This is a genomic window from Chitinophaga sp. 9-1-y (assembly GCF_059511905.2).
Genome location: NZ_CM197955.1, coordinates 7,104,786 through 7,126,023, shown reverse-complemented (window position 1 = coordinate 7,126,023; position 21,238 = coordinate 7,104,786). Strand labels below are relative to the sequence as shown.

Below are 21,238 nucleotides of genomic sequence, written 5' to 3'. Positions count from 1 at the left end.
TCCGCTACAATCCGGCAGCACCCGTATTGGATTGATATTTGAAACATCCAAGATCCATTCCCGGAAAGAATAATAAGAGGAACAGGTTACCTGTTTTTAACAGAATTGCATAAAAATTTTGCCATGAAGATCAGCACCCTGCTTTTTGTTACTTCTTACCCCCCACGCGAATGTGGTATCGCCACCTTCGCTCAGGACCTGGTAAACGCGATGAATAAAAATTTTGCCGGCAATCTGAATATTGAAATAGCGGCATTGGAAGAAAGAGGAAAACCAGCGAACCCTCAGGAACCTCCGGTTACCTATTCCGTTAATCCATTCGATATTGATAACTGCATTGAATTTGCCCAGCAGATAAATGAGAACAGTAAAATAGACCTGGTGTGTTTTGAACACGAGTTTGGCCTGTACGGCGGCGAATACGGCTATAACTTGCTGGCCATGCTGTCGCTGCTCGATAAACCATTTGTAGTACGCTTTCACACGGTATTACCTTACCCGGATCTGAAATGCACCAAAGTAGTAAGCCTGATTAGTGCGCTGGCGGCAAAAGTATTGGTAATGACCCGCTCTTCCGCAGAAATACTGGAGCATGTTTACAATGTACCAGCTGATAAAATTGTACACATTCCTCATGGTACACATGCCCACATTGCCGGGGATTTGCCTGCATTGAAAAAACAATACAACCTGGAAGGAAAAAAGGTGCTCAGCACTTTTGGCCTGCTCAGTGAAAATAAAGGCATAGAAACCGCTATCAGGGCCATGAAGGATATTGTTAAGCAATACCCGGACGTAGTGTACCTGGTGTTGGGGAAAACCCACCCGGTAGTGTATTCCAGGGAAGGGGAACAATACAGGAACTCGCTGGAAACACTGGTGGCTACCCTGGGACTGCAACAACATGTCAGGTTTGTAAATAGCTATCTTTCCCTCAATACCTTACTCGATTATTTATCATTAACAGATATCTATCTCTTTACCTCTAAAGATCCGCATCAGGCAGTAAGCGGAACTTTCGTGTACGCGATGAGTGCAGGTTGCGCGGTGATCTCTACCTCCTTTGTACAGGCCCGCGAAATGCTGGAAGATGGCGCCGGCTGCCTCATCGACTTTAATAATGCAGCGCAGCTGGCCGCCAGCGCCCTGAAGTTACTCGGAGATCCAGCCTTGCGCCGGCAAATGAGTAGTGCCGCCATTGAGAAAACACGCAGCTTTATCTGGGAAAATGTGGCCATTGCCCATATGGGCGTGATTAGCGAAGTCCTGGCCGCCGATAAGATACTGCCCAATTTGCCGCCTCCATACCTCGATCATATCGACCGTATGACCGACGAATTTGGCATGCTGCAATTTTCCAAACATGATATACCTGATCCTGAATTCGGCTACACACTGGACGATAACGCCCGCGCCCTGATTGCCATGTGCATGTACAGCAATGAGCTGAAAGCCACTAGCTTCGTCCATACATTATGTCGTAAATACATCAGTTTCATTGGTTATTGTCAGCAACCTTCCGGCAAATTCCTTAACTACGTGGATATCGATGGAGAGTTTTCCACCATGAACGAGGACGTGAACCTGGAAGATGCCAATGGACGCACTATATGGGCACTGGGCTACGCGTTGTACTCCCACAGGAACCTGCCTTTTGATGTTGTACAGGATGCTTTGTCGCTGTTCAGACAAAGCTTTAACTGGATGGAATCGTTGTCTTCACCAAGGGCTATCGCCTTTACCATAAAAGGACTGTATTACTTCCTCCAATATAAGCAGGGAGAAAGAGCAGCAGAGATTTTACAAATTTTGGCGGCAAAATTGTATAACAACTACAAAGACGAGGCAGATGAAAACTGGCATTGGTACGAACCCTATCTCACCTACGGTAATGCTGTATTACCAGAAGCTATGATGATAGCCTACCAGGTAACCGGTGAAGAGGCATACCGGAAAGTAGCAGAAGATAGCCTGTTATTTCTCTGTAGTAAAACGTTTACAGACAGCCATATGAAGGTGATTAGCAATAAAACCTGGTATCACCGGGATGCTACCCAGCCTTTGGAGGATGGAGGCGAGCAATCCATAGAAGTGGCCTATACTATGCTGGCAATGAATATGTTTTATAATATCACAAAAAATAAATCATACCTGGAAAAAATGCGTTTGGCATTTAGCTGGTACCTCGGTAATAATCACCTGAAACAGCTGGTATATAACCCGTTGACTTACGGCTGTTATGATGGTCTGGAAAAAAATAATATTAACCAGAACCAGGGCGCCGAATCTACCGTGTGTTACCTGATAGCCAGATTATTAATGGAACAATGGAACAAACACAAGTATGTTGCAACGAAACAAAATAGCCTGGAGCCAATCCGGCTCGGCTTCAACTGATAGCAAAATGAAGTATCCCAACATTCTTATCATCGATGATGAACCAGATATTTGCAGACTACTGCAACTAACGCTCGTTCGTCATGGATACACTGTAAAGTATGTACATGAACTGGGAGAAGGTATGCAAGCTATCTTCAAACATCAGCCAGACCTGCTTTTTCTGGACATTCACCTGCCAGATGGCTCTGGATTGGATGCCTTACCGATGATCAAAGAACGATGTCCAACTTTACCCGTCGTCACGATCAGTGCATATGACAATGCGATGGAAAAACAAACCGCATTGAAAGCAGGAGCCGCATTTTTCCTCGCTAAACCTTTTAGTGTGAAACATGTTGATGAACTTATGGGCACGATTAAAAGCTAGCGTCTCTTATTTATAATTAGTAATTTTAACTAGCATTGTTGTTGCCAATTACCACATATTAAAGAAGTATGAAAAATATTCTGATCATAGACGATGAAATTAATATCTGTACGCTCCTGAGTAAATTTCTCGGGAAACATGGATTTGAGGTGGATACTACCATGACAGGTAATGCCGCGTTGAAAATGATGAAAGAGAAAACCTATGACCTGGTACTTTGTGATTACCGGCTGAAAGATACAGATGGCGCGCAGTTGCTAAGGGATATTCATCAGATCAATCCCGCTACTATCGTGATTATTATCACGGGTTATACAGACGTGCGGGTGGCCGTGGAAATGGTGAAAAATGGTGCATATGACTATCTCTCCAAACCACTGTATCCGGATGAAATACTCAACCTCGTACATAAGGCTTTTTCCCATAAGGAATCCGAACAGGAAAGAAAAGCCGTAAGGCCAATAGAATCGGGTAGTGAACCGGAAGTAAGGGAAACCTTATTGTCGCGCAGTCAGAACGATAAAAACGACAAATATGTATACGGCGAAAGTGAAGGCGCCAAAGAATTGATCCGGCAAATTAAACTGGTGGCACCCACTGATTACAGTGTGATCATTTTCGGTGAAACCGGTACTGGTAAAGAATCCGTAGCTCATTTAATACATCATCACAGTAAAAGAAATCAGCAGCCTTTTGTGGCACTGGATTGTGGTAGCCTGTCAAAAGAACTGGCTGCCAGCGAATTATTCGGCCACGAGAAAGGATCTTTCACCGGTGCTATTAACACTAAAATTGGCGCTTTTGAACAGGCACAGGGCGGTACACTGTTCCTGGACGAAATTTCAAATTTATCTTACGATATACAAGTAGCCTTATTAAGGGTACTGCAGGAAAAAGTAATCCGTAAAGTAGGTAGCTTAAAAGAAGTGCCAATTGATGTACGCATCATTGTTGCTTCCAACGAAAAACTATCAGAGTCCGTACAACGCGGCAGATTCAGGGAAGATCTCTTTCATCGCCTGAATGAATTTACCATTTATATTCCACCGCTGAGAGAACGCCGTGATGATTTACCTTTGTTTACTACTGCCTTTGTAAACCAGGTAGAACGCGAACTGGATAAATCCTGTGGGAAAATCTCTGCAGAGGTATGGGATTGTTTCAAACAGTACAACTGGCCCGGTAATATCCGTGAACTGAAAAATGTAATCCGGAGAGCATGCTTACTCACCCCGGAAATGGAAGATATTACCATGATTGCCCTGCCCCTGGAAATGAAAGAATCATTTGCACAGGCACCGGAAGAAGTATTTGTATCCGGTGAACTGGCTATGTTGTCTAATGATAACGACTTGAAAACAGTAGCATTGCAGGCAGAGTATAATAAAATTATTAATGTGCTGAAAGAAGTGAAATACAATAAAACAAAAGCAGCACAAGTATTGAATATCGACCGTAAAACGTTGTATAATAAACTACGACTACTGAATATTAACTACTAAACCAGTCACCTTTTATAAAAAATGCAGCGAAGATCATATCAGGTGGTCTTCGCTGCATTTTTATAAAAGCTAACTCACCGCCGGAAGAGCGATAGTAAATACAGTTCCGTGCCCCGGATCACTATCAACATGTATACTGCCTTTATGATTTAAGAGAATGTTTTGTGTACTGGTTAGCCCAAGTCCGGTACCTTTTGCCTTGCTGGTATAAAAAGGGTCAAACAGCCTGGACAGCTTATCTTCCGGGATCCCCATTCCATTATCACCAATCATTAGTTTTGCTTTATCATTACTGCGTGTAGTAGTTATTGTTAGTATTCCTTTGCCCGGTACCATTGCTTCAATAGCATTGATAATGATATTGAGAAAAGCAATGACTACTTTTTCTTCATCAGCACTTACGGATATATCTGGAGACACCAGGGTTCTGACTACCTGTATCTCATTGAGTTGTATCCGGTCTTGAGCCAGTAACAACGCTTTTTCAATTAATTCGTTGATACCGTAATTATCTACATGCAACTCTATCATGCGGGTGCTGTGTAGTAACTCGGTAATCAGCTGGTTGATACGGGTACAGTTGCGCTCAACGATGTCCGTATACAGAACAGCGTCCTCACTGATGACTATTTCGTCCGTATCTTTAAACTGGCTTACCGCCAATAGAATATTGGTCAATGGATTTCTTACTTCATGGGCAATGACCCTGGCAATACGACCAGTGATCACAAACTTTTCCTGGTGTTGCTTCTCCTGTTCTTCTCTTTTTTTATCAGTAATGTCCTGTATTACATACAAATATATCTGGGCGGCTTCATCCAGTGTTACGGTATTGATAAGTACCACCAGTTTTTTATTCCGGGCGGTTTTAAATTCATACTCCTGGCTTCCTGCCAGGGTACTATCCATGAATTTATCGGCCTGCTCTTTCGAAATGAATAGATCCCGGAGGTGCAATTGCAGTATTTGTTCGCGGGTATAGTTCAGTGTGCGGAGGGCCATGGGATTGGCATCTACAATGTGATGGTCTTTATCGGCCAGTATAATGAGATCATGCGCTTTTTCGAAGATGCCGTAATATTTTTTTTCACTTTCTTCAATAGACCGGCGATGGTTATATTCATCTACAGCATACCGGATGGATCTTTCTAACAGATCAGCGGTCATTTCTCCTTTTACCAGGTAATCGTATGCCCCTGCCAGCATGGCTTCCCGGTCAATGTTATAATCGCCTTTACCAGTGAGCATAATCACGGGCGGTTGATTCGTCATTAGCTGTATACGATGCAGAATATCTATACCCGTATTAGGCCCCAGGCGATAGTCTACCAGGAATACATCATGTGTATTGTTTTCAATGGCAGCAATGCCTTTCTGGTAAGTAGCCGCCCATTCCAGTACATATTGCCCGGGCGATATATCTTCCAGTAATGATGTTACCAGGAAAAAATCATCTTCGTCATCATCTATCATCAAAATGTGTATGGCGCGCTCGCTCATTGCTTATATTGGTTTGGCGATAAAAGGTAAGGCTCATCTTACAGCAATAACGGTGCTAGGCTTAACCAGCCTCATGGTCCTCTTTTTTAAGCGATTGTTTAAGCGGCAATACAACTACGAAGGATGCCCCTTTTCCTGGCTCTCCATAAGCCTGTATATAGCCATTATGGCTATCCACAATTTTTTTGCAGATGGCCAACCCAATACCGGTACCTGTATATTCACTGATGCCATGAAGTCGTTGGAAAATAAGGAAGATGCGTTCCGCATAAGCCTGCTCAAATCCAATTCCATTATCATCTACACTAATGCGACAAAAAATTTCTTTGGCGCGACTTTCCTTCAATATCCCCAGTTCAATTCCAGATAGGATTTGATGGTGAATGTCTATTTGCAGTGGCCGCCCAGGGCTGGCAAATTTAATGGAGTTAGCCAATAGGTTTTGAAAGAGTTGATGGAAAGAGGTGTCACTGCCTTCAATTACTGGCAATTGATCATACTTAATCTGCACGTTCTTTTCTTCCAGTGTTACTTCAAGATCGCTGAGCACCTCCTGTAACAATTTATTCATATCTACCGGCGTAATAATTTCCGGCGTAATACGGCCTGCCCGGGAGAAAATCAGCAAATCGTTAATAAGTACCCGCATACGGGACACTGCAGACACCATGCGATCTATCAGTTGCGAAGCATCCGGTGGCAACTGCTCTTTATATTTCATCTGCAGGCGGTCACTGAACGTAGAAATTTTCCGCAAAGGCTCTTGCAAATCATGGGAAGCTACATAAGCAAACTGCTCCAACTCCTGGTTGGTTTTATTTAGCAGGGAGATGTTTTGTTGAAGGTCCCGTTGGTACGACTTCATCCTGCTTTCAATATGTAGCTGTAGTTTAAATTCCCTGGTGAGCGTGATATAAGAATAGATACCGATCAAAATAGCTACCAGCGAGGATATTAAGATCATTGGTACCCACATCACGGCAAAGAAATGAAATAACTCTGATTTTTCCTGTACCAGGTTTTCTTCAATGCGAATCATATCACGGACTTTATTGTCGATAAGGTCCATCGATTTTTCCCCTTCTTTTACGGACGATTGTTGCTTTAGCTGTGTGGAGTTTTCACTTCCTACTTTCAGTTGTTGATACTTGATAGCAAGTAGCTGTCGTAAGGTATCCAGGTGTTTTTGTTGTACGGGGTTATCAGCGGTGATTTTTCGTAGCAACAGATATTCTTCTTCAATACGGTTGCTTCTTTCCTGCATACTGGGATCGAGGAAAGAGCTGTCCTGGGTGAGCGAATATCCCCTGATGGCGGCTTCAGCTTCCTTCAGCTGCCGGGTAATCACCTCCAGCCGCTTAGATACCTCTATGGCATGATTAAGCCTGCCGGCATTGTCTAACAAATTTTTAGCGACGAGATAAGAAAACACCGAAGCGGCCACAATCACCGTAAAGGCTATGAAAAATCCGAGTCGTATTTTCTTGTGTATTGAAAAGTGCATCTGATTGTACGGGATGGTAAGTAAGCATTTCAATTTACTATTTATGTGTGAGATATGCGATTAAAAATTGTTGTTCCCCCGGCTGTCTCGCGCTGAGCAACATATTCCACAGAATGCTAATTAATTCTACGTGGATTGCGACCCCTGCGGCATGAACAATTAGTTATCATTGCGGCAGAGGTACGCATTATATGTAACCATTGTCTGTATTGGTTTTAGAGAGATGTGGTACACATAGAAGTGCGCCGTTCACCATGTCTGGAATGAACTTTGGATCGCTAACCATAGTTTTCACCCATAAAAAAACGAATCATGAATAACCCGGATAAAAATAAAGAACCCATTCCTGCCACTCCCGATAAACAACAACCTGGAAAAGAGAATCCTCCTCCGGTGCAACCACCTCCGGTTAAACCAGAAAACGAACCTATTCCGGAAGAATTGCCAGAAAGGGAGACGCCCAGGACACCCGCCGATCCACAGGCGGGAGAAGAAAGAGAAGAGGCATTCAAAAGAAAATCACCTGATCATCGCTGATGAGAGAAGGTAAGTATCTATAATTGTTAAATGGAAAAACTGCAAGGGTTCCCTGCGAAACGCAGGGGACCTTTTTTTAATCTCCGGAACACTGTGGCGGGCAAATTGGGGAACAGTTGTATACTAAACGCAGCAGCCCGCCCCACAATACGCGGGGCGGGCTGCGCTTACAAAACGCCTGACAATTGCGTTGCTATTGGAATAATAACTGTTCTTCTCTGTCTTCTACCTTGATTTTCTGGATAAATTCATCAAATCCAGAGCCCTCATGCGAGCTATACGCACCATAAGTGTCCAGTACATAGCTTTTTTGCCCATCCTGGTCTTCCAGCACATACAGCACAGAGGAATCTGAAGGATCCGACTCACCCTCAAAACGATAGGTTTTAATGATAGTCAGGTCTTCCGGATTATAAATTTTCTGCGCATCTTTATTCTGCATTCTGCCATGATCACTCATACTTAATTCATGATCAAAGTCTCTCTCATGCAGTCTTTCAAGTACTCTTGTCAGTGTGGTCATTTCACCTGGCTTTTCCATAAAAAATGGTTTTAGTCTAAATACGAAAAACCAAAAGTTATGCCGCGATGTTTTATCATAGTGGTACTATTTATGTTAACATTTTACTAAACCAAAACCCATTTCATCATGCGTGCAATATGGTCAGGGTCTATTGGATTTGGACTCGTAAATATTCCAGTGAAATTATTCAGCGCCACCCAGGACAGCCGTCTGGACCTGGATATGCTTGATAGCAAAGATCTGGCGCATATAAAATTTAAAAGGGTCAATGAAAACTCCGGCAAAGAAGTGCCCTGGGAGCAAATCGTGAAAGGATACCTGTATAAGGATGAATACGTGGTACTGGAAGACGAGGATTTTGAAGCCGCCAGCCCGAAAAAAAGTAAGATCATTGAAATAGAATCCTTTGTGGAAGAGACCGATATAGATGACATTTACTTTGAATCTGCCTACTTTGTAGAACCCGCAAAAGGGGGAGAAAAGGCCTATTCGCTGTTGCTGCAAACGCTGCAGAAAACCGGAAAAGCGGGACTCAGCCGCTTTGTACTGCGATCCCAGGAACACCTGTCTGTAATACGCCCCCGGGAAAATTACCTGTTATTACAACAGCTCCGTTTTGAAGAGGAAGTGAGGTCATCCGCAGACCTGACACTGCCGGACGATATAAAATTTGCCAAGAGAGAGCTGGATATGGCCATGGAGTTGGTAAAACAGTATACTACCGAATTTGATATTACACAATATAAAGATGAATATAAAGCAGAGCTGCTTAAAATCATCAAAGCGAAAGCCAGTGGAAAGAAAACTGTCGTGAAAAAAATGCGCGTGGTACATACCAAGAGCGACGAATTGTTTGATCAGCTGAAAGCCAGTCTTGGTAAGCCCACCACTAAAAAACGTGCGTCATGAGCCTGTCGCAGTACAAACAAAAAAGAAACTTTACCCAAACTACCGAACCCACGGCAGGCAAGCCGGTGGCGGGGAAACACATTTTCGTTATTCAGCGGCATCACGCTACCCGGTTACACTACGACTTCCGGCTGGAAATAGCCGGTGTACTTAAAAGCTGGGCAGTGCCTAAAGGTCCTTCCATGAACCCGGCCGACAAACGGCTGGCCATGCAGGTAGAAGATCATCCCTATAATTATAAAGATTTTGAAGGCACTATTCCTGCGGGAAACTACGGCGCGGGTACCGTTTACATCTGGGATAAAGGCACCTTTGAATTGATGAATCCCAATGGCAGCAGCTTCGATAAAGAAGCACTCAAAGAACTGAAATCCGGCGACCTGAAAATAGTAATGAAAGGAAAGAAGTTGAAGGGTGAATTCGCACTGGTAAAAATGAAGGCCGCTGAAGGTAATGCCTGGTTGCTCATTAAACACAAAGATAAATACGCCGTGAGCGAATATAACAGTGAAGACTATACGCCGGCGCGCGTAAAAGCAAAAGGGATAAACGAAAAAGCTGCTGCAAAGAAAGGTGCAAAAAAAAAGCCGGTAGCCTCCCCCGAAACAACTCCGTCTCCCCCAAAAAAAACTAAAAAAGATGCCATCAAAAAAGTCTATAAACCCATGCTGGCAACACTCGTAGGCGATGCCTTTGATGGAGATGAATGGCTTTTCGAAACCAAATGGGACGGCTATCGCGCCATTGCCACGGTAAAAGACCATAAAGTAGCACTCTATTCCCGGAACGAGCTATCCTTCCTGGAAACCTATTCTCCCATAGCGGATGCCCTGAAAAAAATAGACCATGATGTAGTGCTGGATGGGGAAATTGTAGTACTGGACAAAAAAGGGACATCCAACTTTCAGGCGTTACAGCAATATAAAACCACGGGTAAAGGACAATTGGTATACGTCATATTTGACCTGCTCTACCTGGATAGGTATGATCTTCTGCAGATGAAACTACTGGATCGGAAAAGCCTGTTGAAAGTGTTGTTGGCAGGTGTGAAAGATAAAACACTTCGCTTTTCCACACATGTATTGAAAAACGGACAACGCTTTTTTGAGAAAGCCAGGGAAAAGCAATGGGAAGGTATCATTGCTAAAAAAACAGACAGTATTTATGAAGAAGGAAGAAGAGGCATGAACTGGCTTAAAATCAAAAATATCAACGAGCAGGAAGCAGTCATCTGTGGTTATACAGCGCCACGTGGCAGCAGGAAGAAAATCGGCGCGCTGGTGCTGGGGGTATATGAAGAAAAGAAACTACGCTACATCGGGCATTGTGGCGGCGGACTCAATGAGGCCACCATCGGCGAACTATATAACAAACTACAACCTTTGATTACAGATATAAACCCATTTGGGGAAAAGATAGCCACTAACATGCCGGTAACCTGGGTAAAGCCCCAACTGGTATGCCAGGTGAAATTCCAGGAATGGACCAGCGACGACCATCTCAGACAGCCCATCTTCCTCGGATTACGGGAAGATAAGCCAGCGAAAAAGGTATACCGGGAAACCGCAAAATAATGTACTATGGCCACACCCGAAACATCACGCATCCTCACCCTGAACAGCAAAAAGGTTACCTTGAGTAACCAGTCCAAGCTGTATTGGCAGAAGGAAAAGATTACGAAAGGACAGTTGATTGATTATTACCTGTCTGTAGCCACGTTTGTTTTACCTCATCTGAAAGACCGTCCGTTGTCCTTGCATCGGTTTCCCAATGGCATTGCCGGGCCTTCGTTTTATCAGAAAGACCTCGACCTCACACAAACGCCTGCCTGGATTAAAAGTGTGCCGTTGGTGGCCGATTCCACCGGGAAGAACGTAGACTACCTGGTATGCAACAACGAAGCTACCCTGGCCTATATGGTAAACCTGGGCTGTATTGAAATAAATCCCTGGCTGTCGAGGTTGAAAACACTGGACATACCAGACTTTATTGTGCTGGACCTGGATCCGGAAAATATCGACTTTAAATATGTGGTGGAAACGGCGCTACATATCAAAGCACTACTGGATAATTTCAATATTATTTCTTTCTGTAAAACCTCCGGTTCTACTGGCCTGCATATTTATATTCCAACAGGTACATCAAAGATCAGCTATGATAACAGCCGTTTATTTGCCGGCTATATTGCGCAGCGGGTAAATGAAGAGCTGCCTGATACAACCAGCGTGATCCGGGCAAAAGCTGCGAGGAATAAAAAGGTATACATTGATTTTTTGCAGAACAGTCGCGGGCAAACGGTGGCGGCTCCTTATTCTGTTCGGCCCAAACCCGGTGCCACAGTGTCTATGCCGTTGTTATGGAAAGAAGTAACCCCCAAATTACGCATCAGCGATTTTGATATCTTTAATTCACTGGAACGGCTAAACGAACAAGGTGATTTATGGGAAGATATCAGAAGTGTAAAAAATGATCTGCAGAAAGCGGTACGTGAAATAACGCAACACATAAAAGTATAGTCCTTTTATTTCAGCTAACGAGCCATTGGAACTATTATCTTTGCAGGGCTATGTCTAAAGGCCATATTTTAATTATCGATGATGAGGACCAGCTCCGCAAGCTGCTAAGCCGCCTGCTGGCCCTGGAAGGATATACCCTTTATGAAGCAGCCAATATACGGGCAGCCATGAGGATCCTTGAAAAAGAGGAAATACATATCGTACTCTCTGATGTAAAGCTACCGGACGGTAATGGGGTAGAATTAGTACGCGATATACGCACTAAATACCCCGAAATTGAAACCATCGTGCTCACCGCATATGGTAACATCGCCGATGGCGTACAAGCCATTAAAAACGGCGCTTTCGATTATATTACCAAAGGAGATGATAATAACCGCATCCTGCCGCTGGTGAGCAAGGCAATGGACAAAGCCCACCTGCAATTCCGTATCCGTGAGCTGGAGAAGAAAATAGGAGGGAAATATAACTTTGGTAATATTTTGGGAGAATCCCCTGAAATACGTGCTGCTATTGCTTTGGCTGAAAAAGTAGCGCCTTCAGATATGACGGTATTGCTATTAGGTGAAACCGGCGCCGGCAAAGAAGTGTTTGCACAAGCCATTCACCAGGGTAGCCAGCGTAAGCAACAGCCTTTTGTAGCCGTTAACTGCAGCGCCTTTGGCAAGGATATCCTCGAAAGTGAATTGTTTGGACATGTGGCGGGGGCTTTTACCGGCGCCTTAAAAGATAAAAAAGGCTTCTTCGAAGAAGCCCGTGGCGGCACCATTTTCCTGGATGAAATAGGAGAAATGGCCATAGAACTACAGGCAAAAATGCTGCGGGTACTGGAAACACAGGAGTTCTATAAAGTAGGAGAGTCCAAACCCACTAAAACGGATGTACGAATTATTGCCGCTACCAACCGGCTCCTGGAGCAGGAAATAGCAGCCGGACACTTCCGGGCCGACTTGTACTACCGCCTCTCTGCCTTCCAGATATCCCTGCCTTCCCTCAATGAGCGGCGTAAGGATATTCCCTTACTGGCTTCCTGGTTCCTGCAACAAATAGCGCCTAAAATGAATAAACGCACCAGTGGTATGACACCGGCATTTCTTCAGGCATTGCAACAACATAGCTGGAAAGGAAATATCCGGGAACTGCGTAACGTGATTGAAAGAGCCGTTATTTTAACGGATACGGATATATTGGATATCCCTGTGCTGCCATTGGATTTCCAACAGGGCAACGCCGAAGAAGACCATTCATTGCGCCTGGCCGACATGGAAAAGAAGCATATTATACGGGTGCTGGCCCATGCCAAGGGAAATAAAACAAAGGCGGCAGAACTAATGGGAATAGGTCTTACCACCCTTTATAATAAAATCAAAGAATACAATATCGTCACCTCATAACAGCCAGCCCAATAACAGGCACGCCAGTACGATAAAGGGAGAAGGCACCCGGGTAAGCGATAGCAACGCCAGCGTACCGGCCATGATCAGCAGGTTATACCAGGTAGGGGAGATCACAAAAAAGAGGATCAGGGTAGCTGCCCACATAATCCCTACCACTACGGCATTGATGCCTTCCAATGCCCGATAGATGACCACATACTTCTTCAGGTTATTCCAGATGGGAAAGAAAAACAGCACCAGCAACAGGCTGGGCAAAAAAATGGCGATAGGCGCCAGCATACAGCCCAGGAACTGGTAGCCCATGCCCAGGTTGCGCATAGCCATACCACCCACATAAGCAGATATAGAAAAGGTGGGACCCGGTAGCGCCCGCATGATACCGGCACCGGTAAGCAGCTCTTCTGCCGTCATATATTGCGACTTGGAGCGGGTAACATACTGCTCCAGCATCATCGCAATCAGGATATCTCCTCCGCCAAATACAAGGCTGCCGAATCGGTAGAAGTTCTCAAATAAGTTAAAAGGACGCCTGGTAATCCATTCATGAGTACGGGCCAATTCCGACAGGATACCCGCCATAATAAACAGGGAGGCAAACAACCAGATATTGCCCCATTGTATCTTTCGTGGCTTTTCTGCCACATCAGGGATGCGCTTGTTACTAAAATTGGATACAATGCCCCCGAGAATAATCAGCGCCGGGAAGGTCCAGGGTGATTTCAGATAGAAGGCCGTAAACATCGACACCACCATGATAGCAAAGGTGGCCAGGTTATTAATGCTGATACGGAATGCCCGGATGCCACCATAGGCCAGAAAGCCCACTGCCATGGGCTGTACGTATTTAAAAATATCCGTATTCAGTGCGTTTCTGCCGAAATATTGTAACAAAAAACTCAGGGATCCCATGATCAGGCAGGCCGGCGTAATCCATATTAACAGGGTGATAATAGCGAGAATAACGCCACCGCGCTTGTAGCCAATTAAGGTAAGGGTTTGGGAAGAAGATGCGCCGGGTAGCAGCTGACAAAACGCGTTATATTCCATCAGTTCCTGCTCGGTAACATCCTTACGTTGCTGCACAAACGTTTTCATCATCATAGCCAGATGACCTTGCGGTCCTCCGTAGGCGGTGATGCTATGTAATAGCACAGCTTTTAAGAAAGGAATATGACGTAGAAGCACAGTGAATTTTAGTGAATGCCGATTGGACGAATTAATAAGGTAATCAAATATCCGGACAAAATACAACCATGTTGCTAATATTGGTGATCATTCCAGTCAATAAAGGCACAATACTTGTAATATTCGATCCCGTTATAACGAATATGGCCTTTTGTCCGTTGTGATCAGTTAGTTACTTGATAGGTTAATTACCCACCAACATCGAAGAATGTTCGGATCTAAAGAATAACCATATTGAGGGAACCATTAAAGATGACTTGCTTATACGCAGGATATTTACAAAGTCCCGGTAACGGTAGTTGCCGGGACTTCGTTTTGTATAGTCTTATTTCTTTAATCCTATCTCACGTAAACGCTCATCCAGGTATTCACCAGCCGTAATAGGCTCGTAAGCCAGTGGGTTAGCGGCGGTAATGCAGCTGTCCAGGCTATCCAGTTTCATGTTGGATTTTGGATGCAGGAAGAAAGGAATGGAGTAACGGGAAGTATTCCACTTTTCGCGGGGAGGATTCACCACCCGGTGGGTAGTTGACTTCAGGCGATTATTGGTTAAGCGTTGCAACATATCCCCAACATTCACCACAATTTGTTCCGGCAGGGAAGTTACCGGTACCCAGTTGTCCTGTTTGTCCAGGATCTGTAGTCCGTCGGCAGAGGCGCCTACCAGTAAGGTAATTAAGTTGATATCTTCGTGTTGTTCAGCCCTGATAGCTGATTTCGGTTCCTGGGTAATAGGAGGGTAGTGAATGGCTCTCAGGATGGAATTACCGTTATGTATTTTGTCGTCGAAGTAATGTTCGTCCAGGCCCAGGAACAGGGCGATGGCTTGTAACAGGTATCTTCCGGACTGTTCAAATCCACGATAGGCTTTGAAGAAAGTAGGCGTAAAAGCTGGTACTTCCGCTACCTGTACATTGTCGGGGTATTCAGCACCGATAGGATCATTGTCTTCTACCGTTTGTCCAAACTGGAAAAACTCTTTCAGATCCGGGGCTTCATAGCCTTTTGCATGTTCTTTACCAAAAGAGGTATAGCCGCGCTGGCCGGCCAGTTCCGGGATTTCATATAAATGTTTGGTATCAAAAGGTAGCTGGAAGAATTGTTGTACATAATTGTAGAGGTCCGCAATCAGCTCATCAGGAATTCCATGATTCTTTACCGCTACAAAACCAACTTCTTCGTAAGCCTTACCTAACTGCTGCACAAAGGCAGCTTTTCGTCCTGCATCGCCCGATGTGAAATCTGCCAGATCCACAGAGGGGATAGAGTGGGTGGTTGCCATATCTTGATATTATTGTTTTGGAGCGATAAAGGTAGGGATTTTTTAGCGGTTAGTTTTTTAGCGATTAGCAGTTAGCAAATGCGGCGGAGCGTGTAGTTGACATAGCTAACTCCGCTGCATTTGCTAACTGCTAATCGCTAAAAAACTAACCGCTTACCGGAAGTACTGTTCCTCCGCCGGAGTGATGTCTACCACTGCGTACCTGTCTACCTGGTTGATCAGCATTTCATCCATAATATCCACCACATTTTTATAGTTCGAACGCCTATCTGCTTTGATAAGTACCATCAGTTGATTTTTCTGAAAAGCTTGCTGTACGGTATTCTTTTTATCGATAATAACATCCCGTATACCGGCATGGTTGGCGTAGCTGGTATAATGTATTTGTGGCGGCATAGCAGGATCGTTGCCGATGCCTTCGTACCAGGCAATCTTGTTATCAGGTCCCAGCACTACGGTGAGTGCTTTCTTTGCCGGCAGTGGCATGGGAGGGCCGTCTTGTTTGGGCATCACCAGGTCCATGGTTTTAGGCTGCGCCATAGTGGTGGTGAGCATAAAAAAGGTGATCAGTAAAAAGCCCAGATCTACCATAGGTGTCATGTCTACACGGGTCGATTTTTTACTGCTGCGGGTGCCGCGGCCACCGCTTTTTTCGGAGGTATTTATTTCAGCCATCATTAACGGTTTTGGATAAACGAAAAATGGTTGAAAGCGCTTTCATGTATTAGATGCAGCAGTGAATAGATTCCATACGCGGTTATTGTCTGGTTCAGGACTATGCTGATTAAACTGATTTTTATTTTTTGATTTTGTGAGATAAATACCGGCTGGAGAGCCCTGCTGATAGGTTTTGCCAGACAGAGTCTCAAAAAAAAGAAGAGCAAAAACTGATGTTGTTATTACATCAATTTTCGCTCTTCTTTTTATCTAATTAAATCAAAAAATAAAAATCAGTTTAATCAGTATAATCCTGACTAAGACAAACTCCGCTTAGAACTCTGCGCTCTTCGGTGTTCTTGGGAAAGCAATCACGTCGCGGATGTTGGTCATACCGGTTACAAACAGCATCAGGCGCTCAAATCCAAGACCGAAGCCAGCGTGCGGTGCCGTACCAAAACGGCGGGTATCCAGGTACCAGCTCAGTTCATCCACTGGTACATGCATTTCGTTCATACGGTTTACCAGCTTGTCGTAGTTCTCTTCACGCTGAGATCCTCCCACCATTTCGCCAATGCCCGGGAACAGGATATCCATTGCCCGTACGGTTTTGCCGTCGTCATTGAGCTTCATGTAGAACGACTTGATTTCTTTAGGATAATCGGTCAGGATCACCGGTTTCTTAAAGTGTTTTTCAACCAGGTAGCGTTCGTGCTCGCTCTGCAGATCAGCGCCCCAGTCTTCAATCAGGTATTGGAACTTTTTGTTTTTGTTATGTTTGCTGTTCTTCAGAATGTCGATGGCTTCAGTATAAGTGATACGTACAAACTCGTTGTGCAGTACAAATTCCAGTTTTTCGATCAGGCCCATTTCAGCGCGTTCCTGCTGCGGCTTTTGCTTGTCTTCTTCTACCAGGCGGCTAGCCAGGAAGTCGAGATCATCACGGTTGTTATCCAGGATGTATTGAATAACAGATTTGATGAATGCTTCGGCCAGGTCCATGTTATCTTCCAGTTCATAGAACGCCATTTCTGGTTCAATCATCCAGAATTCAGCCAGGTGGCGGGCGGTGTTGGAATTTTCTGCGCGGAAAGTAGGTCCGAAGGTGTAAATATCTCCAAACGCCATAGCACCCAGTTCCCCTTCCAGTTGCCCGGAAACCGTGAGGTTGGTGGATTTACCGAAGAAATCTTCCTTGTAATCAATCTCTCCGTTTTCGGTGCGAGGTGGGTTTTTCATGTCCAGCGTGGTTACACGGAACATTTCACCAGCGCCTTCTGCATCGGAAGCGGTGATAATAGGCGTATGCAGGTACACAAATCCACGCTCGTTAAAGAAGCGGTGTACGGCAAATGCGAGGGCATGACGTACGCGGAAAATAGCACCAAAAGTATTGGTACGGAAACGCAGATGCGCTATTTCACGCAGGTATTCCAGGCTAGGCTTGTTTTTCAGCTGCAGCGGATATTTTTCCGGATCGCAGTCGCCCAGTATTTCCAGGGTAGCGGCTTTCAATTCTACTTTCTGACCTTTACCCAGTGATGGAATAATTTCACCGGTGGCGCTGATCGCAGCCCCGGTGGTAATGCGTTTTACCAGCGCCGGATCTATATTTTCACTATTAATAACTACTTGTAAATTATTATTGGTAGAGCCATCGTTCAAAGCTATAAACTGATTGTTGCGGAATGAACGCACCCAACCCTTAACTGTTACTTCGTAATGCGCCTTGTCGTCGGACAAGATTTGCTTGACTTTTACCCTTTGGCTCATAATATATTGTATTTTAGGACTGCAAAAATAAGTGGAAAACTTCATAGTATATAGCCCGGAATATTGCCTTTTCCAACCAGCCATTGCCAATAAAATGTTAAAAATGGCCGGAAATTTGTGGCAGAAATCAATATACACGGGGTTTTAAGGCTCCCGCTACCACTCCCTTACAGCCCGGGAAAGGATTGGATTACAGGCCACTTAGGGGCAATTCAGGGGTAAATATTTTTGGATAATAGTAAAACTTGTTTTAATCTTGCGGTATATTCTGCCTGATTAAGTTCAAATTTCCATCTTCATCGGCAGTTCCTGAACTCAATCATTCCCTATCAAATTTAATAAGCTAATTAAATTTATTGACTCAAAAACAATTATTTGTAATTGGTGTATGTTGGTATGCAGTGGTACCCGCCTCACAACACTTCTAAAATTTGACAACACAGATGATGTACGACATCTTACAACTGAACGACATGCTCGTTCCTGAGCTGCTTGATATTGCAGAGAAACTGGACGTTCCCAACGCGAAAAAACTGAACAAACAGGACCTTATCTACAAAATTCTTGATAAACAAGCAGTATTAGCCTCAGAAGATAACCAAGCCAACGGAGACGAAAAGAAAGCACGTAAACGCAAACCTGTAAAGAAAGAAGACGGTAACCACGGTGCTGAAGAACCTGCTCACGCTGACGAAAAACCAGCTGCTAAAAAAGCAGTTGCTAAAAAAACAACCGGTACAAAAACGAAAGAAAATGAAGCAGAGAACACACCGGTAAACTCCGCCAAACCTAAGATTAAAGACTTTGAAATAGATCTCGATAGTATTCCTTCTCTCACCTTCGACGATGATGATGACATCATTATCCCTTCCTTCACAGAAGATGAAGAACCAGAAGAAGAGGAAGAAGAAGTAGTAACGATCCCGGCTGCAGAAGACGAGGATGAGCAAGACGATGATGACTTTGTGGTACCAGGAGAAATTCCTGTTGTACCAGCTGCACAGAAAAATCGCTTCCCTAATAAGAAAGAACCAGTTTTCAATATAGAATTTGATGGTGTAATAGTAAGCGAAGGCGTACTGGAAATGATGCCCGATGGCTACGGTTTCCTCCGCTCTTCCGATTATAACTACCTCAGTTCACCGGATGATATTTATGTATCTCCTTCGCAGATAAAACTCTTTGGTCTTAAAACCGGTGATACCGTGAAAGGCTCTGTACGCCCGCCGAAAGAAGGGGAGAAGTACTTTGCTTTGCTGAAGGTAGAAACCATCAATAATAAGTCGCCGGAAGAAGTACGCGACCGTGTACCTTTCGACTACCTGACACCACTGTTTCCTTTCGAGAAACTGAGATTAACTACTACTTCCAATAACTACTCTACGCGTATCATGGATATGTTTACGCCTATCGGTAAAGGCCAGCGCGGACTGATTGTTGCGCAACCTAAGGTGGGTAAAACCATGTTGCTGAAAGAAGTAGCTAACGCTATCGCTACTAACCATCCGGAAATTTACCTGATGGTAGTATTGATCGATGAGCGTCCGGAAGAGGTAACAGATATGGAACGTAGCGTAAAAGCAGAAGTAATTGCTTCTACTTTCGATGAACCGGCTGAAAAACACGTAAAAGTATCTGCTATTGCACTGCAGAAAGCAAAACGCCTGGTAGAGTGCGGCCACGATGTGGTAATTCTGCTGGACTCCATCACCCGTTTGGCAAGAGCGCACAATACTGTAGCTCCTGCTTCTGGTAAAGTGTTGAGCGGTGGTGTGGAAGCAAACGCCATGCAGAAGCCTAAACAATTCTTCGGTGCGGCACGTAAAATAGAACATGGTGGTTCCTTAACCATCCTGGCTACTGCCCTGATCGATACCGGTTCTAAAATGGATGAGGTAATCTTTGAAGAGTTCAAAGGTACCGGTAACATGGAACTGTTGCTGGATCGTAAACTGGCTAACAAACGTATCTTCCCGGCGATCGATGTTTCTGCATCGTCTACCCGTCGTGATGATCTGTTGCTGGATAAAGATTCACTGAAACGTATCCACATCCTGCGTAATCACCTCGCTGATATGAACACAGATGAGTCTATGCACTTCATGCTGCAACATATGCGTGGAACTAAAAACAACGAAGAGTTCCTGATCTCTATGAATAGCTAAGATCAGGTTATCTTATAGAATAAAAACCCGTTACGATGTCGTAACGGGTTTTTTTATGTTAGTAATTGTTATTCTTCTTCTGTTGGCCTGGTGCAAATGGTTTGGCCGATTGTGTTCCATATATTTTTTTCTGCTGACCGGGTGGTAATCCATGAGGATTACCTGCTGGTTGCTGTGTGGTAACACAACTGCTGTAAATGATCATCAGGGAAAGCGATAACAGTAACAGTGCTGGTTTTTTCATGACAGATATATTTTAGTGCTGATAACCATTAAAAGCAAAAATCCCGCCACAGTACTACTGAGGCGGGATTATCCAATCTATCTAACCTTATAACTATCTTACATAAAACATCATCAGATGCTTAGAATATCCAGTTAACTCCCAGAGAGAATTCTTTAGGGAAGTTAAAATCAAATTTGCTGGTGTTTGCTTTAGCACCATTTGCTTCCAGTTTGGTTTGGTCGTAGCTGTAGCTCAAACCACCAAATGCACCTTCCACCATGAAGTGTTTGGTAACGAAGTAAGTGATACCTGGCAGTACATTTACTTTAAAGCCATTTACAGTGCTGAATTTGTTGTCGTCAACTTTAGTGTTACCGAAGTGGTAGCCAGCATTCGCTTCTGCGAAGAATGCAAATTTGCTCTGACCAATCATGTGGTAGTTACGAACAAATACACCTGGAGTGATTTCGAAGGTTTTGGTTTTAGTGTCCGTAATGGTTTTGTGGGAACCAAATTTAGTGTCAGCAAAAACACCAATTACCCAGTTAGGATTCAGTGCTACGCCTACTTTCGGGCTGATACCAAATTTGGTTTCTGTATCCTTTTTGTCTGCGTCTTTTGCTTTGTTTGTAGTGGTAGAAACATTCAGATTACCGCCTAAAATTACATCGCCTTTCGAAAACTGTGCCTTTGCTACTTGAGTGCCGAACAGTGCTACTGCGGCCAATACAATCAACTTTTTCATCTGTCGTTAAATTTAAATATTCATTAAAACTATTCCTGTGTTCTTGATTC

The 21,238-nt window shown here is 44.2% G+C and carries 18 protein-coding genes; 9 read left to right on the top strand and 9 right to left on the bottom strand.

Going from position 1 to position 21,238, the window contains the following annotated elements; all coding sequences use genetic code 11:
* The first annotated feature begins 123 nt into the window (after positions 1 to 123).
* From AC5ZC7_RS28265 to AC5ZC7_RS28255, 3 genes are all read left to right on the top strand, one after another.
* On the top strand, positions 124 to 2,397 hold the full coding sequence (locus AC5ZC7_RS28265) for a glycosyltransferase (RefSeq protein WP_496160765.1): 2,274 nt from the start codon (positions 124 to 126) through the stop codon (positions 2,395 to 2,397).
* A 7-nt stretch (positions 2,398 to 2,404) separates the two neighbouring features.
* On the top strand, positions 2,405 to 2,767 hold the full coding sequence (locus AC5ZC7_RS28260) for a response regulator (protein WP_496160764.1): 363 nt from the start codon (positions 2,405 to 2,407) through the stop codon (positions 2,765 to 2,767).
* Between the two features lie 68 nt (positions 2,768 to 2,835).
* Entirely contained in the window at positions 2,836 to 4,269 is a 1,434-nt protein-coding gene (locus AC5ZC7_RS28255; protein ID WP_496160763.1) for a sigma 54-interacting transcriptional regulator, read from the top strand.
* A 69-nt stretch (positions 4,270 to 4,338) separates the two neighbouring features.
* Here the strand turns inward: AC5ZC7_RS28255 and AC5ZC7_RS28250 are convergent, their stop codons facing one another.
* Positions 4,339 to 5,769, bottom strand: a complete 1,431-nt coding sequence (locus AC5ZC7_RS28250) for an ATP-binding protein (protein ID WP_496160762.1) — start codon at positions 5,767 to 5,769, stop codon at positions 4,339 to 4,341.
* A gap of 61 nt (positions 5,770 to 5,830) precedes the next feature.
* The gene (locus AC5ZC7_RS28245) at positions 5,831 to 7,273 is read right to left on the bottom strand and encodes an ATP-binding protein (protein WP_496160761.1); all 1,443 of its coding nucleotides are present in this window, start codon (positions 7,271 to 7,273) and stop codon (positions 5,831 to 5,833) included.
* A gap of 312 nt (positions 7,274 to 7,585) precedes the next feature.
* Between AC5ZC7_RS28245 and AC5ZC7_RS28240 the strand changes: the two genes are divergently transcribed.
* Positions 7,586 to 7,810, top strand: coding sequence for a hypothetical protein (locus AC5ZC7_RS28240; RefSeq protein ID WP_496160760.1), 225 nt, complete (start codon positions 7,586 to 7,588; stop codon positions 7,808 to 7,810).
* 193 nt (positions 7,811 to 8,003) lie between these two features.
* On the opposite strand, the gene AC5ZC7_RS28235 is transcribed toward AC5ZC7_RS28240, so the two are convergent.
* A complete protein-coding gene (locus tag AC5ZC7_RS28235) occupies positions 8,004 to 8,351 on the bottom strand; it encodes a hypothetical protein (protein WP_496160759.1) in 348 nt (115 codons plus the stop codon).
* Between the two features lie 108 nt (positions 8,352 to 8,459).
* Between AC5ZC7_RS28235 and ku the strand changes: the two genes are divergently transcribed.
* Genes ku through AC5ZC7_RS28215 form a run of 4 tightly spaced genes read left to right on the top strand, consistent with a single transcriptional unit; the run spans position 8,460 to position 13,152 of the window.
* On the top strand, positions 8,460 to 9,242 hold the full coding sequence (gene ku, locus AC5ZC7_RS28230; RefSeq protein ID WP_496160758.1) for a non-homologous end joining protein Ku: 783 nt from the start codon (positions 8,460 to 8,462) through the stop codon (positions 9,240 to 9,242).
* Positions 9,239 to 10,816, top strand: a complete 1,578-nt coding sequence (gene ligD, locus AC5ZC7_RS28225; RefSeq protein ID WP_496160757.1) for a non-homologous end-joining DNA ligase — start codon at positions 9,239 to 9,241, stop codon at positions 10,814 to 10,816. Before ku ends, ligD (AC5ZC7_RS28225) begins: the two co-directional genes overlap by 4 nt.
* A gap of 6 nt (positions 10,817 to 10,822) precedes the next feature.
* Positions 10,823 to 11,758: a non-homologous end-joining DNA ligase gene (gene ligD, locus AC5ZC7_RS28220; protein WP_496160756.1), complete on the top strand. Its 936-nt coding sequence runs from the start codon at positions 10,823 to 10,825 to the stop codon at positions 11,756 to 11,758.
* 50 nt (positions 11,759 to 11,808) lie between these two features.
* Complete coding sequence (locus tag AC5ZC7_RS28215) at positions 11,809 to 13,152, top strand: sigma 54-interacting transcriptional regulator (protein ID WP_496160755.1); 1,344 nt, start codon at positions 11,809 to 11,811, stop codon at positions 13,150 to 13,152.
* On the opposite strand, the gene chrA is transcribed toward AC5ZC7_RS28215, so the two are convergent.
* The 4 genes from chrA to asnS form a co-directional block, all read right to left on the bottom strand.
* Positions 13,147 to 14,307 (bottom strand): chromate efflux transporter, encoded by a 1,161-nt coding sequence (gene chrA / locus AC5ZC7_RS28210; RefSeq protein WP_511911285.1) that lies wholly within the window; start codon positions 14,305 to 14,307, stop codon positions 13,147 to 13,149. The two genes, AC5ZC7_RS28215 and chrA, sit on opposite strands and share 6 nt — an antisense overlap.
* Before the next feature lie 358 nt (positions 14,308 to 14,665).
* On the bottom strand, positions 14,666 to 15,622 hold the full coding sequence (locus tag AC5ZC7_RS28205; RefSeq protein WP_496160753.1) for a 2-oxoglutarate and iron-dependent oxygenase domain-containing protein: 957 nt from the start codon (positions 15,620 to 15,622) through the stop codon (positions 14,666 to 14,668).
* Between the two features lie 153 nt (positions 15,623 to 15,775).
* Positions 15,776 to 16,297 (bottom strand): biopolymer transporter ExbD, encoded by a 522-nt coding sequence (locus AC5ZC7_RS28200; RefSeq protein WP_496160752.1) that lies wholly within the window; start codon positions 16,295 to 16,297, stop codon positions 15,776 to 15,778.
* 315 nt (positions 16,298 to 16,612) lie between these two features.
* Positions 16,613 to 18,052 carry an asparagine--tRNA ligase gene (gene asnS / locus AC5ZC7_RS28195; protein WP_496160751.1) on the bottom strand — a complete coding sequence of 480 codons (1,440 nt, stop codon included), beginning with the start codon at positions 18,050 to 18,052 and terminating at the stop codon, positions 16,613 to 16,615.
* A 446-nt stretch (positions 18,053 to 18,498) separates the two neighbouring features.
* Between asnS and rho the strand changes: the two genes are divergently transcribed.
* On the top strand, positions 18,499 to 20,217 hold the full coding sequence (rho, locus tag AC5ZC7_RS28190; RefSeq protein ID WP_496161207.1) for a transcription termination factor Rho: 1,719 nt from the start codon (positions 18,499 to 18,501) through the stop codon (positions 20,215 to 20,217).
* 58 nt (positions 20,218 to 20,275) lie between these two features.
* Here rho and AC5ZC7_RS28185 read toward each other — a convergent pair whose 3' ends face one another.
* Positions 20,276 to 20,461, bottom strand: coding sequence for a hypothetical protein (locus tag AC5ZC7_RS28185; protein WP_496160750.1), 186 nt, complete (start codon positions 20,459 to 20,461; stop codon positions 20,276 to 20,278).
* Positions 20,462 to 20,582: 121 nt separating this feature from the next.
* On the bottom strand, positions 20,583 to 21,188 hold the full coding sequence (locus AC5ZC7_RS28180) for an outer membrane beta-barrel protein (protein ID WP_496160749.1): 606 nt from the start codon (positions 21,186 to 21,188) through the stop codon (positions 20,583 to 20,585).
* Between the last annotated feature and the right edge of the window lie 50 nt (positions 21,189 to 21,238).

What these genes read in the sequence shown, in the direction of transcription:
- AC5ZC7_RS28205 (WP_496160753.1), bottom strand. Translation starts at nt 15,622, where the DNA reads ATGGCAACCACCCACTCTATCCCCTCTGTGGATCTGGCAGATTTCACA.
- AC5ZC7_RS28250 (WP_496160762.1), bottom strand. Translation starts at nt 5,769, where the DNA reads ATGAGCGAGCGCGCCATACACATTTTGATGATAGATGATGACGAAGAT.
- asnS (WP_496160751.1), bottom strand. Translation starts at nt 18,052, where the DNA reads ATGAGCCAAAGGGTAAAAGTCAAGCAAATCTTGTCCGACGACAAGGCG.
- ligD (WP_496160757.1), top strand. Translation starts at nt 9,239, where the DNA reads ATGAGCCTGTCGCAGTACAAACAAAAAAGAAACTTTACCCAAACTACC.
- AC5ZC7_RS28235 (WP_496160759.1), bottom strand. Translation starts at nt 8,351, where the DNA reads ATGGAAAAGCCAGGTGAAATGACCACACTGACAAGAGTACTTGAAAGA.
- AC5ZC7_RS28185 (WP_496160750.1), bottom strand. Translation starts at nt 20,461, where the DNA reads ATGAAAAAACCAGCACTGTTACTGTTATCGCTTTCCCTGATGATCATT.
- AC5ZC7_RS28240 (WP_496160760.1), top strand. Translation starts at nt 7,586, where the DNA reads ATGAATAACCCGGATAAAAATAAAGAACCCATTCCTGCCACTCCCGAT.
- AC5ZC7_RS28260 (WP_496160764.1), top strand. Translation starts at nt 2,405, where the DNA reads ATGAAGTATCCCAACATTCTTATCATCGATGATGAACCAGATATTTGC.
- rho (WP_496161207.1), top strand. Translation starts at nt 18,499, where the DNA reads ATGTACGACATCTTACAACTGAACGACATGCTCGTTCCTGAGCTGCTT.
- ku (WP_496160758.1), top strand. Translation starts at nt 8,460, where the DNA reads ATGCGTGCAATATGGTCAGGGTCTATTGGATTTGGACTCGTAAATATT.
- ligD (WP_496160756.1), top strand. Translation starts at nt 10,823, where the DNA reads ATGGCCACACCCGAAACATCACGCATCCTCACCCTGAACAGCAAAAAG.
- AC5ZC7_RS28200 (WP_496160752.1), bottom strand. Translation starts at nt 16,297, where the DNA reads ATGGCTGAAATAAATACCTCCGAAAAAAGCGGTGGCCGCGGCACCCGC.
- AC5ZC7_RS28215 (WP_496160755.1), top strand. Translation starts at nt 11,809, where the DNA reads ATGTCTAAAGGCCATATTTTAATTATCGATGATGAGGACCAGCTCCGC.
- AC5ZC7_RS28180 (WP_496160749.1), bottom strand. Translation starts at nt 21,188, where the DNA reads ATGAAAAAGTTGATTGTATTGGCCGCAGTAGCACTGTTCGGCACTCAA.
- AC5ZC7_RS28265 (WP_496160765.1), top strand. Translation starts at nt 124, where the DNA reads ATGAAGATCAGCACCCTGCTTTTTGTTACTTCTTACCCCCCACGCGAA.
- AC5ZC7_RS28245 (WP_496160761.1), bottom strand. Translation starts at nt 7,273, where the DNA reads ATGCACTTTTCAATACACAAGAAAATACGACTCGGATTTTTCATAGCC.
- AC5ZC7_RS28255 (WP_496160763.1), top strand. Translation starts at nt 2,836, where the DNA reads ATGAAAAATATTCTGATCATAGACGATGAAATTAATATCTGTACGCTC.